Annotated in this window: 15 protein-coding genes, 1 tRNA gene and 1 pseudogene; 8 read left to right on the forward strand and 9 right to left on the reverse strand. The window is 70.9% G+C overall.

The genetic code is table 11. From position 1 onward, the window contains the following. Nucleotides 1-43: 43 nt before the first annotated feature. Complete coding sequence (locus tag AB0I67_RS34055; RefSeq protein WP_357932198.1) at nt 44-1,624, forward strand: ABC transporter substrate-binding protein; 1,581 nt, start codon at nt 44-46, stop codon at nt 1,622-1,624. Here the strand turns inward: AB0I67_RS34055 and AB0I67_RS34060 are convergent. Continuing rightward, on the reverse strand, nt 1,600-1,779 hold the full coding sequence (locus AB0I67_RS34060; RefSeq protein ID WP_357932201.1) for a hypothetical protein: 180 nt from the start codon (nt 1,777-1,779) through the stop codon (nt 1,600-1,602). The two genes, AB0I67_RS34055 and AB0I67_RS34060, sit on opposite strands and share 25 nt — an antisense overlap. Before the next feature lie 32 nt (nt 1,780-1,811). Between AB0I67_RS34060 and AB0I67_RS34065 the strand changes: the two genes are divergently transcribed. Further along, nucleotides 1,812-2,441, forward strand: a complete 630-nt coding sequence (locus tag AB0I67_RS34065; RefSeq protein WP_357932204.1) for a hypothetical protein — start codon at nt 1,812-1,814, stop codon at nt 2,439-2,441. On the opposite strand, the gene AB0I67_RS34070 is transcribed toward AB0I67_RS34065, so the two are convergent. Next, on the reverse strand, nt 2,438-4,954 hold the full coding sequence (locus AB0I67_RS34070) for a LuxR C-terminal-related transcriptional regulator (protein ID WP_357932206.1): 2,517 nt from the start codon (nt 4,952-4,954) through the stop codon (nt 2,438-2,440). The two genes, AB0I67_RS34065 and AB0I67_RS34070, sit on opposite strands and share 4 nt — an antisense overlap. Nucleotides 4,955-5,009: 55 nt before the next feature. Between AB0I67_RS34070 and AB0I67_RS34075 the strand changes: the two genes are divergently transcribed. After that, nucleotides 5,010-6,044 carry a hypothetical protein gene (locus AB0I67_RS34075; protein WP_357932209.1) on the forward strand — a complete coding sequence of 345 codons (1,035 nt, stop codon included), beginning with the start codon at nt 5,010-5,012 and terminating at the stop codon, nt 6,042-6,044. Here AB0I67_RS34075 and AB0I67_RS34080 read toward each other — a convergent pair. The 3 genes from AB0I67_RS34080 to AB0I67_RS34090 all read right to left on the reverse strand — a co-directional run bounded on the left by AB0I67_RS34080 (nt 6,041) and on the right by AB0I67_RS34090 (nt 7,204). After that, on the reverse strand, nt 6,041-6,421 hold the full coding sequence (locus AB0I67_RS34080) for an RNHCP domain-containing protein (RefSeq protein WP_357932212.1): 381 nt from the start codon (nt 6,419-6,421) through the stop codon (nt 6,041-6,043). The two genes, AB0I67_RS34075 and AB0I67_RS34080, sit on opposite strands and share 4 nt — an antisense overlap. Then, nucleotides 6,421-6,777 carry an RNHCP domain-containing protein gene (locus tag AB0I67_RS34085; protein WP_357932215.1) on the reverse strand — a complete coding sequence of 119 codons (357 nt, stop codon included), beginning with the start codon at nt 6,775-6,777 and terminating at the stop codon, nt 6,421-6,423. Before AB0I67_RS34085 ends, AB0I67_RS34080 begins: the two co-directional genes overlap by 1 nt. Nucleotides 6,778-6,838: 61 nt before the next feature. Beyond that, complete coding sequence (locus AB0I67_RS34090; protein ID WP_357932582.1) at nt 6,839-7,204, reverse strand: DUF1992 domain-containing protein; 366 nt, start codon at nt 7,202-7,204, stop codon at nt 6,839-6,841. Nucleotides 7,205-7,377: 173 nt separating this feature from the next. On the opposite strand from AB0I67_RS34090, the gene AB0I67_RS34095 reads away from it, so the two are divergent. Further along, a complete protein-coding gene (locus AB0I67_RS34095) occupies nt 7,378-8,223 on the forward strand; it encodes a helix-turn-helix transcriptional regulator (protein WP_357932218.1) in 846 nt (281 codons plus the stop codon). A 101-nt stretch (nt 8,224-8,324) separates the two neighbouring features. On the opposite strand, the gene AB0I67_RS34100 is transcribed toward AB0I67_RS34095, so the two are convergent. The 3 genes from AB0I67_RS34100 to AB0I67_RS34110 form a co-directional block, all read right to left on the reverse strand. After that, complete coding sequence (locus tag AB0I67_RS34100; RefSeq protein ID WP_357932221.1) at nt 8,325-9,398, reverse strand: cobalamin biosynthesis protein; 1,074 nt, start codon at nt 9,396-9,398, stop codon at nt 8,325-8,327. Next, nucleotides 9,361-10,143 carry a phosphotransferase gene (locus AB0I67_RS34105; RefSeq protein WP_357932224.1) on the reverse strand — a complete coding sequence of 261 codons (783 nt, stop codon included), beginning with the start codon at nt 10,141-10,143 and terminating at the stop codon, nt 9,361-9,363. The genes AB0I67_RS34100 and AB0I67_RS34105 overlap by 38 nt, the downstream gene beginning before the upstream one ends. A gap of 283 nt (nt 10,144-10,426) precedes the next feature. Next, nucleotides 10,427-11,029: a PadR family transcriptional regulator gene (locus AB0I67_RS34110; protein WP_357932227.1), complete on the reverse strand. Its 603-nt coding sequence runs from the start codon at nt 11,027-11,029 to the stop codon at nt 10,427-10,429. A 132-nt stretch (nt 11,030-11,161) separates the two neighbouring features. On the opposite strand from AB0I67_RS34110, the gene AB0I67_RS34115 reads away from it, so the two are divergent. After that, nucleotides 11,162-11,235: transfer RNA gene (locus AB0I67_RS34115), tRNA-Arg, on the forward strand. 234 nt (nt 11,236-11,469) lie between these two features. On the opposite strand, the pseudogene AB0I67_RS34120 reads toward AB0I67_RS34115, so the two are convergent. Further along, a pseudogene (locus AB0I67_RS34120) lies at nt 11,470-11,787 on the reverse strand (tyrosine-type recombinase/integrase); the annotation flags it as partial. A gap of 1,197 nt (nt 11,788-12,984) precedes the next feature. On the opposite strand from AB0I67_RS34120, the gene AB0I67_RS34125 reads away from it, so the two are divergent. The 3 genes from AB0I67_RS34125 to AB0I67_RS34135 all read left to right on the forward strand — a co-directional run bounded on the left by AB0I67_RS34125 (nt 12,985) and on the right by AB0I67_RS34135 (nt 15,340). Continuing rightward, nucleotides 12,985-13,509, forward strand: a complete 525-nt coding sequence (locus tag AB0I67_RS34125; protein ID WP_357932585.1) for a recombinase family protein — start codon at nt 12,985-12,987, stop codon at nt 13,507-13,509. Nucleotides 13,510-13,929: 420 nt separating this feature from the next. Further along, entirely contained in the window at nt 13,930-14,493 is a 564-nt protein-coding gene (locus AB0I67_RS34130; RefSeq protein WP_357932230.1) for an RNA polymerase sigma factor, read from the forward strand. Further along, the gene (locus AB0I67_RS34135) at nt 14,486-15,340 is read left to right on the forward strand and encodes a CU044_5270 family protein (RefSeq protein WP_357932232.1); all 855 of its coding nucleotides are present in this window, start codon (nt 14,486-14,488) and stop codon (nt 15,338-15,340) included. The genes AB0I67_RS34130 and AB0I67_RS34135 overlap by 8 nt, the downstream gene beginning before the upstream one ends. Nucleotides 15,341-15,383 lie beyond the last annotated feature (43 nt).

A 15,383-nucleotide genomic window follows, 5' to 3' on the forward strand; every position in this document is an offset into this window, starting at 1 on the left:
AGTCCCGTTTTCTACGGACTTGTGCGATAGGTTGCCGAGCATCATGGAGGCCCGGGAATCGCGGCGCCGCCGCCTCGTGGCCGGCGTCCTTGTCGTGCTGCTGGCGATCGCCGGCTGCACCTCCGGCGCGTCCATGGAACCGCAGCCGTCGCCGGTCACCCGGGTGCCCCAGTTCGTGTACGGCAAGACGCTCGACGTGATCACCGACTGGGACCCGGCCTGCTCCTACTCCAACGACATCGCGGCCCTGCAGAACATCTACGAGACCCTCACCGTCTGGAACCCGGTCACCACCAGCGCCGGCCCCCGCCTGGCCACCTCCTGGCGCTCCTCGGCCGACGGCCGCCGCTGGACCTTCCAGCTCCGCAAGGACGTGCTCTTCCACACCGGGCGCAAGCTCGACGCCGACCTGGTCAAGGCCTCGGTCGAGCGCACCAAGCGGGCCAAGAGCGACGCGGCCTACATCTGGGACCCGGTCGAGGCGGTCCGGGTGGACGGCCCGCTGACCGTCACCTTCCTGCTCTCCTACGCCGTCCCCTTCGACCTGGTCGTCTCCGCCGGCTACGCGGCCTACATCTACGACCCGGCCGGGATCGACCCCAAGGGCGGCAAGGACGGCGGCAGCGGGCCGTACAAGATCGGGTCCTGGCGCAAGGGCGAGACCGCCGAGCTGGTCCTGGAGGCCTTCGACGGCTACTGGGGCGGCTGGGACGACCGCCCGCACTACCGGCGCGTGCTGTTCCACGTCTCCGGCGACCAGAGCGAGCACTGGCGCCGCCTGCTGCGCGGGGAGACCAACTTCGTGCCCCGGCTCAACTCCCGCCAGTACGGCAGAGCCACCGCCACCGGCGGCGTGCGCACCTCACGCACGCAGTCGTTCCAGATCCTGATGCTGCTGTTCAACACCAGGACCGGCCCGCTGGCCGACATCCGGCTGCGCAAGGCGCTGCAGAAGGCGATCGACTACGACGGCCTCATCCGCGCGCTGCGCGGCTCGGTCTCACCGGCCAGCGGCATCGTGCCGAGAGGCCTGTCCGGCCACCAGCAGGGGCTGCGCCCGAGCCGCGACCTCAAAGCCGCCGAACAGTTGCTCCGCCGCGCCGGCTACGGCCCCGGCGGCCGGCCGCTCACCCTCAGCCTCACCTACGCCGAGGGCGACGACGACCAGCAGCTCCTGGTCACCTCGCTGACCCGGGCGCTGCGCCGGCTCAACGTGCGGCTGGAGGCGCGCGCGATGCCCTGGATCGAGCAGTGGGAGCAGGGCAAGAAGGGCGGCCAGGACATCTTCGTCATGTACTGGTGGCCCGACTACGCCGACGCCTACTCCTACTTCGGCTCGGTCTTCCGCAGCTCGGAGCAGCCCACCTTCAACCTGACCTTCGCCGCCGACGCCGAGCTGGACCGGCTGATCGACTCGCTGCCGGTGCTGTCGGCGACCGACCGCAAGGGCGCCGAGCGCGTCTACGCCAAGCTGACCGGGCGGATCCTGGACGACCTGGCGCTGGCCGCGGTGCCGTGGGTGGTCAACTACCAGCGGGGCTACTCGCTGGGCATCCAGAGCTACCACGACAACCCCGCCTATCCCGAGGTGGTCTTCGTCTACGACTTGAAGCCCTCGGCCTGAGCGTCGACCTCGCTCACCTTCTCGCGCAGCCGTACCCGGATCTCGTCCGGCGTGTAGGCGCGCCGGCGCCGCTCGGCCCGGGCGATCACCACGCCGGTCGCGGCCACTCCGGCCATTCCGGCCAGACCCAGAATCTTCCACCAACGAACGCGCATGCGCCCACGCTACCCGTGCTTAGTCTTGATGCGTGCTCACACTAGACGAAGCCGTCAACGAGACCCGCACCGGCGACCTGTGGGTGTTCAGGGGCCGCTCCGTGCCCGACCGGGCGATCCAGACGATGACCAACAGCCCGGTCAACCACGTCGGCATGGCCATCGTGGTCGAGGACCTGCCGCCGATGATGTGGCACGCCGAGCTCGGCAAGTCGCTGCCCGACCTGTGGGCGGGCACCCACCAGCGCGGGGTGCAACTGCACGACCTGCGCGCCGCCGTCACCGTCTGGGGCAACCGGTACGGCCAGCGGGCCTGGCTCCGCCAGCTCGAACCGCTGGCCAGTCCCGAGATGGAGGACGCGGCCCTGCGCACGGTGGCCAGGCTCGACGGCACGCCGTTCCCGTCGACCGCCCGCCTGGCCGGCCGCTGGTTCCGCGGCCGGGTCCCGCAACTGCGCAAGCCGCCGCGCGAGCGCGTGCTGGAGAGCGCCTACTGCGCCGAGGTCGTGGCGGTCACCTACGAGGCGATGGGCCTGCTCCCGGCCGAACGGCGCACCAACTGGTACGACCCGGGACGGTTCTGGAGCGGTGACGACCTCGAACTGCTCGGCGGCTACAAGCTGGGCAACGAGATCACCGTCGGCGTCCCCCGGCAGGACTAGAACGCGCCGATCATCGCGCTGAGCTCGCCCCGGTCGCGGGCGCCGGTCTTCTCGTAGACCGCGCCCAGCGTGTTGGCCACCGTCCGCACCGACACGACGAGGCGTTCGGCGATCTCCCGGTTGCTGAGCCCCTGCGCCGCCATCATCGCGATCTCGCGCTGGCGCGGGGTCAGCCCGGGCACCTCCAGGTCGGTGAGGGCGACCGTGCGCGCCCCCTGGCAGGCGCGGGCGAGCTGCCAGGCCCGGGTGGTCGCGTTGCGGGCGGCCCGCGCCTGGCCCTCGCGATGGTGGGCGAGCGCCGCCTGAGCCCCGGCCTCGGCGGCGAAGAGCAGGAAGCCGAGCTCGGCGAACTCCGCCGACACCGCCGCGAGCTCGGCCGCGCCGCGGGCCTGCGCGTGCCTGGCCAGCAGCGGCAGCAGCCGCCCCTCCATCGGCCACGCGGCCAGCCGGTCGGCGACCAGCTCGGCCCGGCCCAGCCGGACCACGTCGTGCAGCGCGAAGGGCACGAAGCACGGCGTCGTCTCGTCGGCCAGCTCCAGCGCCGCCCGCACCGCGCCGGCGAGATCGCCGCGCGCGGCCAGCGTCCAGATCCGGGCGAAGGCCACCGGAGCCGTCACCGGCGGCCCGATCGGCAGGGCGCGCCGCTCGGCCTCGGCCAGCCGTTCCTCGGCCGCCGACGCCTCGCCGCGCAGCGCGTGCGCCAGCGCCAGCTCGCCTAGGCAGGGCCCGGCGAAGGCGGCCCGCTCGGGCAGCCGCGTGACGATGTCGCGGGTGAAGCCGAGCGCGTCCGCCAGCCGGCCGCGCAGCCGCGCCACCTGCGCCTGCCGCGAGCCGAAAGTCTGGATGGCGCGTGGCCAGGTGCCGAACTCGCCGCCCAGCCGGTAGCCCTCCGCCGCCGCCTCGCCCGCCCGGTCGAGCTCGCCCATCAGCAGGTGCGCCGCCGCGGCGCTGTCGAGCACGGCGGCGGTCATGCTCGGCAGGTCGCCGCCGTACCGGGCGATCTCCGCGCGCATCTCGGCCACCTGCGCCAGGCACTCCTCCAGCCGGCACTCGGCCAGCAGCAGTCCCGCGCGCGTCGTGCCGTGGGCCAGCCGCCCGCGCGGATGCACGATCCGCTCGCTCGTGACCCGCTCCAGCCGCGCGCTCGCCGAGGCCAGGTCGCCGCTGAAGGTCTCCAGCGAGGCGCGGGTGCCGAACGCCGCCTGCCGCTCCTCGGCGCCGGTGATCCCGGCCTCCGCCTCGTCCAGCACCGCGAGGGCCGCCTCGCTCCGGCCCAGGCCCCAGAACAGGTTGAACGAGCGGGTGATGGCGCACTCGATCCGCCGGTCGTCGTCCATCTCCCGCGCCCAGGCGGCGGCGTAGACCTCCTCCGACTCCTCGTAGCGGTCGAGGTAGAACAGGATCGCGGCCAGCGCGAGCTGCGCCTCCAGGCCGCCGCCCGCCTCGGTCGCCGCCCTCGCCAGGCGCAGCGCGAGATGCAGGTCCCGGGTCGCGCGGGCCCGCTGGCAGGCCCGCAGCAGCAGGTCGGGATCGCGGGCCGCGCCGCCGTCCAGCCGCCAGACCGCCACCCGCAGGACGTCCTCCCGGCGGCGCAGCCCGGTCGCGGCCACCGCGTCGGCCAGGCGGCGCATCAGGCCGCGGGCGCGCAGCGTGCCGCAGCCGGCGCGGATCACCTCGCCGTAGAGCGGGTGGGCGAGCCGGACGCGCAGGCGCCTGCCGTCGTGGTCGACGGTGACCAGGTGCCGGTCCTCCAAGCGCTCGACCGCCGCCTCGGCGGTGAGGGCGGCCAGCGGCTCGGCGCCGAGCGGCTCGCCGTACGCGAGGTATTCGAGGACCTCGCGCTCGTCGGCGGTGAGCCGGCCGATGCGGCCGGCGATCGTCTGGCGCAGCGAGGGGGTGATGGACGGCTCGCGCGCCCAGCGCCACAACTCGCCCGAGCGCTGGAGCACGCCGGAGAGCACCAGCTCGTGCAGGTAGAGGGCGTTACCGCCGGACGCGCGCCACAAGCGGGCCACCGACTCGCGCTCCACCCGCCCGCCCATCGCCGCGTCGAGCAGGTCGGCGGTCTCCTCCAGGGTCAGCGGCCCGAGGTCGAGGCGCGGCAGCAGGTCGTCCTTCCACAGCGCCCGCACCGCGTCGGGCGGCGTCGTCTCGGCGCGGACCGTCACCACCACTCTGGTACGGCGGTGCACCACCAGATGGTGGACCAGCGCGGCCGAGGCGGCGTCGAGCAGGTGGGCGTCGTCCACGACCAGCAGCGGCGCGGTGATCGCCGAAGCCGCCCAGCCCAGCGGGTTGCCCCCGGGACTGTCGGTCGGCAGGAGCGGCGCGAACGCGCCCAGCGGCAGCTCGGCGGCGGCCTCGGTGGCCCGCACCCACGCGGCGCCGGAACCCTCGACGGCCTGCGCGGCCAGCCGGCTCTTGCCCGCGCCGGGCGGCCCGGCCACCACGATGCCACCGGCCGCCGACCGGATGGCCGCCAGTTGCGCGTCACGACCGCGGAAAGGCCACACACTTGAGTATCGCTTACTCATGCGGCCGGCCGCCGGGGAAAAGGATCGTCGAGGTATGAGCAGCTTGCAGGAGGTCGTGCGGACCCACGTCGGAGACCCCGCGGCGCGGATCGCCACCCAGCACGTCGAGCACCTGGGGCACACCGCGTTGTCGACCGCCGAGCTCCGCCGGATCCACGGGACCACGACCGACGGCCGCCCCTGGTCGGTGGTCGCCAAGTCGATCCGGTCGATGCGGCACTGGCCCGAGCTGGTGGCGATCCCGCCGGAGCTGCGCGAGCGGGCGGTCGAGGGCTACCCGTGGCGGGCCGACGCCGACGTCTACCTCTCGCCGCCGCCACTGCCGGAAGGGCTGCGCCTGCCGGAGGTCTACCTGGTCGAGGACCTCGGCGACGACCGGCTGGTGCTCTGGATGGAGGACGTACGGCAGGCGGCGGGGGAGTGGGACCTCGAGCGCTACCGGCGGGCGGCCCGGCTGCTCGGCGAGCTCGCGGCGCTGCGCCCCTCGCCCGACATCGACGCCGGCATGCGGATCTACCTGGGCGGGGTCGTGACGCACGCGTTCGTGCCGATGCTGCGCGAGCCGGCCTTCTGGCAGCAGCCCCTGGTCGCCCGGAACGCCGACCCGCTGCTGCGCGCCGACCTGCTGGCCCTGGCCGGGCGCATCCCCGACCTGCTGAAGCTGTCGGAGGGCCTGCCGCACTTCCACGGACACGGCGACGCCGGCCCGCAGAACCTCCTGGTCCCGGCGGAGGGCCCGGCCGAGTTCGTGGCGATCGACTGGAGCTGGCCGTATCCGGGCGTCGCCGGTTTCGACCTGGGCCAGCTCCTGGTCGGCCGGGCGCACGACGGCGAGGTGGACCCGGCCGAGCTGGCCGCCATCCACGACACCATCCTGCCCGCCTACGCCTCCGCGTTGCCGGGCGTGGACGTCGAGACCGGATACGTGGTCTCGCTGGTGCTGCGCTCGGCCTGGACCGCGCTGCCGCTGGACCGGGCGGGCGAGGCGGCGACGCCGGCGACGGAAGAGTTCTTCCGCCGCCGGGCCGGCCTCGCCCGCTTCATCGCCGACCTCGGCCGGAGCCTCTAGCCGGTGCGCAACGTGCTGATCGGGCGCAACGCCATCCTGATCAGCGCCAGCGCGTTGTCGTCGCCGGCGATGCGGTTGGCGCTCAGCTCCCCGCAGGCGACGCACTCATGGATGATCATCCATTCGCCGTCCTGCCGGACCGACAGGCTCAGCGCCGCCATCCGGCCCCGGCAGCGGGCCTCCCGGTCACCGGGTCGCCGGCGGTCGAGATGCACGCTGGTCAGGCAGTGCGGGCAGTGGTTGCGGTGCGCGGTGCCGGGGGCGGCCAGCGGGACGTCCATCCGGCAGCCGACACAGCGGAACGCCCCGCCGGCCGCCTCACGGACCAGCGGTTTGGGCTGCTGGGGGCGGCTCTGCCGTACCTTCTTGCGCGGCATCACAACACGCCCAGCGTTTCGAGCGGGAACGGCGGCTGCGCCAGCGGGCGGACCGCCATGCGCAACAGGATGAGCTGGTTGTCGTCCCCGCGGACGGGTGAGGAGGTCAGCTCGCCGCAGCCGGAACACCGATGGATGAGCATCCAGTCGCCGTTGCGCAACACCGCGATCGAGATCGGGGCCATGCGCGAACGGCACTCGGACGGCCCGCCCTGGACGTGGTCCGTGACGTGCAGCGAGTGGAGACAGGTGGGACAGTGATCGCGCCGCACGCCGTCGGGCGCGAGCGTGGTCACGGTGAGACCGCACCGGGTGCAGGTGAACGTGCCGGTGCGGGAAACAGTCTGGTCAGGCAACGCCGGAGCTCCTTGCTCATCAGAGAGAAAAAGGCAAGGGCGGCCGAGCGGCCAAGCGTCTTCAGTTGGTACGGCAGGGCGCGCTCGGCGCGAGCCGGGGCATGGGCCATCCTTCAGGTCCGGATCCGACGGTGCCCTGGGAGGCTAACAAGCGGCCGGCGCCGGGCGCGATCGGTTTTTCGCGGGCCCGTGGATCAGCGGCGGTGTCGTTCGCGCCACTCGCGGGCGATCTCGAGTGCCTGCTCGGCCTCCTTGCGCTGGGCCAGGGTGGGCGGGAGCGGGAAGGAGAGGTTCTCCGAGCGCAGCTTCTGCTTGATCCACCACAGCTGTCGCCAGGGATCGGCTTGCCGGTGCCGGGCAGGTTGTCGAACTCGCCGCGTTCGGTGGCTTCGCGGATCTGGCGGTCGATCCAGGTCTTGAAGGGCATGCCGGGTGGCTTGCGTCCCGTCACCGTCTCAGGCTACCCAGCGTTCCGATATTCGAGGAATGTCCCTTTTGTTGGAAACTTCCTCTGGGTTCACTTCGGAAAAGAGGAAATTTCGCATTATGCCGCTGTGCTTGCCGTACGCTTCTCTGGCCGTCCAGCGGAGGTAATCAGCGGTGATCGCACAGACCTTGATCGGTCAGCAACTGGCACGCTTACGCGTGCACCGAGGTCTGCGCATGGAGGAGGCCGCCGCCGCCGTCGGGCTCACCCACGCCCGCGTCGCCGCCATCGAGACCGGCCGCCACGAACCGCAGGAACGCGAGGTCGCCGCCCTCCTGGAGCACTACGGGCTCCAGGACTGGCACGAACGCCAGCACCTGCTCTCCCTGGTGCGCGGCGAGCGCGAACCCGGCTGGTACGACCGTCCCGAAGTGCCCATCTGGCTCTCGGCCGCCTGCGCCTCGGAGGACCGGGCGAGCCTCATCTACAGCTACGGCCCCCACTACCTGCCCGCCCTGCTCCAGACGCGTGCCTATGCCGAGGCCGCCGTCCGGGCGGTCCAGCACCCCGGCGCCACCACCGAGCAGATCCGCACCGGCGCCGACCTGATCATGCGCCGCCAGGAGGTGCTGCGGCGCGAGGACGGACCCGCGCTCTGGGTCGTCCTCGACCGGCGCACCCTGCTCGACCCGCCCCTGGCCAACGTGGACGCCCGGCTCGACCAGATCGACGCGCTCATCGCCGCGGCCAAGGAGCCCCGCATCACCGTCCAGATCGCCCGGCCCAGCACGGTGACCCAGTACCTCTACAACGGCGCGCCCTTCACCCTCACCCGCTTCCCCGAGCGGCACCGCGAGGACCTGCTCGCCCTGCACCTGCTGCACGGCTCCAAGCTGATCAGCGAGCCCGCGCTGGTGGAGGACTACCACATCGCCTTCGCCCGGCTGTACATCTCCGCGCACCCGGTGGACGCCACTCCCGACGTGCTGGGCGAGATCAGAGCCTTGGTCGCCGCCTGAGCCCTCTTGCGGCGGCGGCTGTTCCTCTTAGGGCGGTGGCTGCCACGGGCTTCCTCTTACGGTGGCAGCTATTACGGCCTGCCCTCATGCGGCGGTGACTGTTACGGGCTGCCTCTTAGGGCGGCGGTCGCTGCGGCCACGCCCCTTGCGGCGGTGACCGCTACGGCCAGCCCGGCTGCGGCGTAGGAGACCTTTCTGACCAGCCGTACGGCAGGCCGGATGTCGCGCACCTCCGGCTTCCGCCCCTCGCCCATCTCCGGCCGGTGCTCGACCCGCTCGCCGTACACGTTGGTCCCGCCCAGGGTCAGCCCCAGCGCCCCGGCGAAGGCCGCCTCGCACCGGCCGGAGTTCGGGCTCGGATGCCGGTGCCCGTCCCGGCGCAGTACCTTCAGCGCCCCGGCACGATCCGGCCCGGCGGCGACCGCCAGCAGCCCGGTCAGCCGCGCGGGCACCAGGTTGGCGACGTCGTCCAGCCGCGCCGCCGCCCACCCGAACCGCTCGTAGCGCGGCGAACGGTGCCCGACCATGGCGTCCAGCGTGTTGATCGCCCGGTAGGCCAGCAGCCCAGGAACCCCCGCGACCGCACCCCAGAACAGCGGCGCGACCACGGCATCCGACGTGTTCTCCGCCAGCGACTCGACCGTGGCCCGCGCCAGCTCGGGCGCTTCCAGCGCGGACGGGTCCCGCCCGCACAGATGCGGCAACCGTTCGCGCGCCGCGCCCAGGTCGTCCGCTTCCAGGTGACCGGCCATCAGGGTGCCCTCCCTGGCGAGGGTCGTCCCGCCCAGCACCGCCCAGGTCGCCGCCGCCGTCAGCAGCGTCCTCACCGGCGCCGGAGCCCGCTCGGCCAGCACCCCCAGCACCGTCGCCGCCCCCACCAGCACCGCCACGTGCACCACCCCATTGGGCCGGCGATCCGCGTACAGCCGCCGCTCCAGCGCCGCCGCCGCACTCCCGAACAGGGCTACGGGATGCGCCCGCCGAGGATCCCCGAACACCGCATCCAGCACCACCCCGAGCGCGATCCCCACCGCTCTTTCCCGCGCCCGCCTGTCGTGCGCCGGTCTGTCGTGCGCCCGGTTTCCTTGGGTCCGGTTTTCCTGCGCCCGCGTCAGGCCCAACCCGTCCCGCTGCCTACTAGATGAGATGTGCACGAAGCTCATCTTCGTGCACATCCAGCCAGGCCGACGCCCGCCGGATCCGCGCCCCCGCCCCGCTGTCCCACATCCGCGCCCACGCCGGCTCCTCCGCGGCCCGGCTCCGCATCACCTGGTAGGAGCGATGAAACCGCGTCCGCGCCAGATCCAGCAGCCGCCGCCGATCCCGAGCCGCCAGCCCATAGGCATCGCAGAACAACCGCAACCGAGGCCCCACCTCAAGCGGACGCAACAGAGGATGCCGATCCACCGGATCCGCGATCGGCGCCCAATGCCGCACCGTCGTCACAATGTCGAACAACCGCGTCGTCGGCCGCGCCAAATCGAAGTCGATGAGCGCTACCGGAGTGCTTCCCCGAAAAATCGTATTCTCCGGCGTGACATCGCAATGCCCGATCACTTCCGGCGTCCGATCGTCATTCGACCCTTTGGACCACCCGTGCGGCGAGAGCGAGAACCCCTGCGTCGCGTCATGAAACTCCCGCAACAACCCCGCCAGCCCCTTGAGCGCCTCATCACTCGCACTCTCCGCCGTCAGGCCTGCCATACCCGGGATGAAGCTCACCACCTCACGCCCGGCCTCATCCACCCCCAGCAGCCGCGGCGCCCCCTCGAACCCGGCAGCTTCCAGATGCTCCAGTAAGGCATGCACCTTGGGCGTCCACGCGCACACCGGCCTCCGGACGGTGTCGCCGATCCGCACCACCCCGTCCGTCACGTTCCCGCCGCTCAACGGGACCTCGCACACGAGCGCCGTGACCATGGCAGAAGAGAATAAACCAGGACTCCTCCCCGCGCCCGGCATTTCCCCCGGCCCGCTTCCCCCCTTTCAGCCCCGCCCCAACCTCCCGCCACCGCAACCCGTCCGCCACCGGCAGACCGTCCCCTACGTCAGCCCACGCCCTCCCCGCCCGGTCCGGCCGCCGCACCCGGCCAGGGCGAACCGCCGGCCTCACCCTCCCGCCACCGGCAAGCCGTCCCCTTCGTCGGCGGTGCTCCCATCGGCCGGTTCAGCCATCGTGCTCAGCCAAGGCAAACCGCCGACCTCACCCCTCCCCAGCCTCCATCGGCAACCCATCCCCGATCCGCCGATGCCACTCCCGCCACATCTCCAGCCCATCGAGCGACCCACCCCGGATCTCCTCGACCAGCCCTCCCACCCACTCCAGCTCAGCCCGCCGCAACACCACCACATACTCCGCCTCGATCATCAACAACCGAGGCAGCCCATCCTTGACCGCCATCCCCCAAGCCGCCTCCGCCTGAGCCAGCCCCTGCTCCAGCCGAGCCCGCCGCTCCTCCAGCAACCGCACCGCCACCCCCGGCTCCAGCACCGGCAACAACGACAGCCCAGCCTCGAACCCCGTGTACTCCCGCACCGGCACAGACACCAGCTCACTCAGCCAGTCCTGCAGCTCCAGCTTCCCCGCCTCGGTGATCTCATAGATCGTCCGCTCAGGCCGCCGCCCCTCCCGTACGACCTCCTTCACCCGCACCAGCTCCCGCTTCTCCAGGCTCTGCACCACGGAGTAGAGCGTGCCGAAGTTCAGCTTGATGCTCTCCTCCTTGCGCCTCTCCCGCATCGTCGCCGCCAGCTCATACGGATGCATCGGCCGCTCGAACAGCAGCGCCAGCACCGCCAACGCCAACGGATTACTTCTCGACCTAGGAGCCATCGTGGTGAGCCCTCCTCGAATACTCGGCTTCGAGTATCGTCGCAGACGGCGTACTCCGCTATCCAGTTCGTGAGCACGCGTGGGATCATGCACAATGATGCCTGAGCGCCCTTAGCTCAGCTGGATAGAGCACCGGACTTCTAATCCGACGGTCGCAGGTTCGAATCCTGCAGGGCGCGCTTTGATTATGGCTCTGACCTGCGAAAACACGTAGGGTCGCATCCACTGGAACATAGTTCTAGGCGCTCTGTGCTCCAGTCGTGCTCGCCCGTACCAACCCTGAACACATCATGATCATCAAGCTTCCGGGCCCGTGTTAACCGCCTTCTTCTGCGTAACGAACGGTCTCGTTCCGCCATGCTTCCAGCGGAACTAAGCCGTCACTTCATCCGGCCGACTCTCCCTCGTGCGGGCTACCTGTGAAGCTGTCGCACGACGCCTCCCTCGCGTTCGTCGCCCAGCAGCAGTGCCGCGGTCTTCTCCGCCGCTGCCATCGCCACTTGAGGGAACACCGATGTGTAGGTGTCGGCGGTGAAAGCGCTGGAGGTGCGGCCCAGCGTCTCCTGCACCACCTTGATATCCACCCCCGCGGCCAGCATCAGCGATGCCGCTCCGTGCCGGAGATCGTGTAGCCGGATCGGCGGCGGCCCTGCAAGGCATGCCAGCCACAAGAACTGGTCCGACACGTGCTGCGGATGCAGGCGGTCTCCGTCGGCCTGGGTGAACACGAAGCCGGTCTGCTTCCACGCGTCCCCTGCCGCGAGCCGTTCTTTCTGCTAGCGCCGTTGGTGTTCGCGCAGGATCGCGACCGTTTCGGCGTCCAGCGCGATGGTGCGCATCGAAGCGTCAGGCTTGGGCTCGCCCTCGTGGATCTGCCCGGCCAGTTGCACGACCTGCCAGGCGATCCGCGCGGTCCCGGCATCGAGGTCGACCTCCTTCCAGCGCAGACCGCACGCCTCACCACGGCGAAGTCCCCGCGCCGTGATCAGCCGATACAGCGCGAACAGGCGATGGGCCCGAGCCTCTTCCAGGAACAACCGCGTCTGCTGCGGCGTCCACACCATCACCGGCGACGGGCGCGCCACCCGCACGTAGGCATCGATCGGATCCGCTCGCCGTCCGCCACGCCGCTCCCGCTCCGCCGTCCGGTAGGCGCGAAACTTTCGGTGCCATTCCTCGACCCGATCCCCGGTCCACACCAGCGCCTTCGGGCGGGCACTGGCCGGCATCTCCAGCACCGCCGCCGGGTTGAAGTCGATCAGCCGATCCTGGCGGATGGCCACATTCAGCGCATGCCGGAGCGTCGCCCGGATCCGGTGCATCGTGGCCGTGCTCACCGCACGCCGATACTTCACACTCGTGCGCACCTCGCGATCGGCGCTGGCCCGCCGCTCGGCGATGACATCGTTGAACTCTTCGATCTGCTCGAACATCCCTGCCACGTCACCGACCCTGAGCTGATCCAGCCGGATGAGCCCCAGGTGCGGCGTCAGATACAGCCGGATATGGCTTTCATGCGAGCGCCGGGTCGTGACTTCGATCTTCCGCTTGCGTTTGAGGAACTCCTCCAGCCACGCCGCGACCGTCACGTCCTGGGTCAGATCCTGCCGGGTCCGCACCCTGCGCCGCACGACCTCGACGCTGGGCAGTGCTCCAGTTTCGGCCAGGGTTCGCTTGATCAGATCCGCGAACTGATTCCGGATCCGCACCTCGGCAGGGTCGGCCAGCGCCAGCAGCTCACGTACCTTGGCCAGTTGCTCGTTCGCGGCTTCCTGCGTGGCGAATCCGCTGCGGCGTAGCGGTCCCCGGCGCTTCCGGACCTTCCCGAGGACTTCCTCGCAGCCTTCCCCGCCGTACGGTCCGAGATCAGCATCGGCTACGCCCGCATCTCCACCCGCGGCCAGAGCCTCGACCGCGAAATCGACGCCCTGACCGCCGCCGGATGCCGCAAGATCTTCGCCGACAAGAAGTCCGGCAAGACCGCCCACCGCCCCGAACTCGAGGCCTGCCACGCCTTCCTGTCGCCCGGCGACACCCTCGTCGTCCCCGAACTCGCCCGCTACGGCCGCTCCCTGCACGACCTCATCACCATGGTCGGAAACCTCCGCAAACGCGACATCGGCTTCACCAGCCTGCACGAGCAGCTCGACACCACCACCCCCGGCGGGCGCCTGGTCTTCCACGTCTTCGCCGCCCTGGCCGAGTTCATCCGCGAACTCATCATCGCCGGCACCCACGAAGGCCTGGCCGCCGCCCGCGCCCGCGGCCGCACCGGCGGCCGCCCCACCGTCGTCACCCCGGAGCTACTCAAGGCCGCCCGCGACCTGCTGCCCGACCCGGGACGGTCGGTCACCTCGATTGCCAACCTGCTGGGCATCTCGGTCGGGACGCTCTACAACCACATCCCCGACCTTCAAGAACTTCGCTCAGGACAGCAATCGACCCTCGCCTAGAGGAGCATGGTCACAGGAAGTGTGTTGGTAGGCCCGCCGGTAAGAATCGCGCCACACGGCCCAAACGAACGGCATCACCGCAGGTCACGGTGCGCGACTGCGCCACCCTCCGAGGACGGGTTTCGGTCCGGACGTTCGAGGATGAGTCAGGCGCGGCAGTGCTCGATAACGCTGGACCCGGCATTTCCGCAGGTCGCGGCTCGCTAACAGCATTCATGTCAAGTCGTCCGGGAGCTCCCGGTTACGCACCGTCGCTTTGGGGCGTGCGGCGCGATTCTTACCAGCACCCCTATGGGCATCTCGGCACGGAGCATCCTGCACGAGGTTGGTAAGCCGGAAGAAAGTGCGGGCGTGCAGCGAAGGGTGGGATGAGAGTGATGATCACCATCTGGAAGGCACACACATGACGGAGACGGGCACGTGACCGCCGACGTGAGTGAACAGGTGACCGACGCCGACCTCGTCGCCGCCTACCGGCGCGACCCCGAGTTGTTCACCGCCGTCTACGACCGCTATCTCCGCGACATCTACCGGTACGTGGCCGGACGCCTGGGCACCCAGGTGGCCGAGGACATCACGGCGGAGACGTTTCTGCTGGCGTTCGATCGGCGTGACCGGTTCGACCCGGAAGTGGGCGGTTTGAGGCCGTGGCTGTTCGGGTTCGCCACGAATCTGGTGGCAAGGCATCGCCGTAAGGAGGCTCGCCGGTACAAGGCGCTGGCCCGGCTGGACCCTGCACCGGTCGTGGAAGGGCACGAGCACCGGGTCGTCACCTCCGTGAGCGCGCAGCCGTACCTGGCTATGGCCCTCGCCTCGCTGAACGGTGGCGAGCGTGACGTGCTGCTGCTCATGGTGCTGGGGCAGCTCAGTTACAGCGAGATAGCCCAGGCGCTCGGCATTTCCCTCGGCACGGTGGGTTCGCGGCTCAGCCGGGCCCGCGCCAAGATCCGGGCCCTCAACGACAAGGAGACGACCCATGAATGACCTGGAAGAGATCGCCCAGATGCTGGCCGAGCCGGAGCCGTCCGCTGGGATGGTCGCGCGCGGCAGGGGCCGTCTCCTGCGCAGGGCGCGACGGCGCGTGAGCTGGTTCGTGCCGGGGGTCGCCCTGGTCGCCGCTGGGGCCGCCGCGGCGGTCGTGATCGCCACGGGAGTGCCCGCGAACGACGGCGCACCGGTCACGGGCAAGGAGGTCCTGCTCCTGGCCGCTGTCAGTGCGGAACGTACGACTCAGGGCTCCGGGACGTACTGGCACGTCACGCGTAAGGCGTTCACGGCGGACAGCCCGCCGATGGAGAGCTGGACCAGGCGTGACGGCAAGCGGTGGACCAAGGGCGGGCCAGGGGATCCCGTCCACGACGTCATAGCGGCACCGGCCTGGAAGACGCTCAGACTGAAGGGCGCCGACATCGGTTTCGAGGATCTCGAAAGGCTACCGACGGACCCGGAGGCGCTGAAGGAGTGGATCGCGGAGCGCAAGGGCGACGAGAAGGACATGTCCGCGTCGGAGATCAGCGGCGATCCCACCTTCACCCTGCTCGCGCTGATCACCGAGCTGCCGACCCCCGCGGAGGTCCGCTCAGCGGCGTTCCGCGCGCTTGCCGCGACCCCGGGGGTCGAGAACACGGGTGCGGTCGAGGGCGGACAGCACCTGCGCTTTCCCTCTCCCGACGGCGGTCAGGACATTGAGCTGGTCGTCGATCCGGACCAGGCCCGGGTGACCCGCGCCAACCTCGTCATCGTCGACGACGGTGACGTGTTCTGGAGCTCCAATTTCATCGCCGTGACCACCGAGTGGACGGACCACCTTCCTCCGGTGAAGAAGAGCTAGACGCGGGTCCGCCCTCGGGACGCAACGCCCGAGGGCGGACAAG

Origin of the sequence: Nonomuraea sp. NPDC050310, from assembly GCF_040655795.1 — a bacterium.
In the GTDB taxonomy this organism is placed as follows: Bacteria; Actinomycetota; Actinomycetes; order Streptosporangiales; family Streptosporangiaceae; genus Nonomuraea.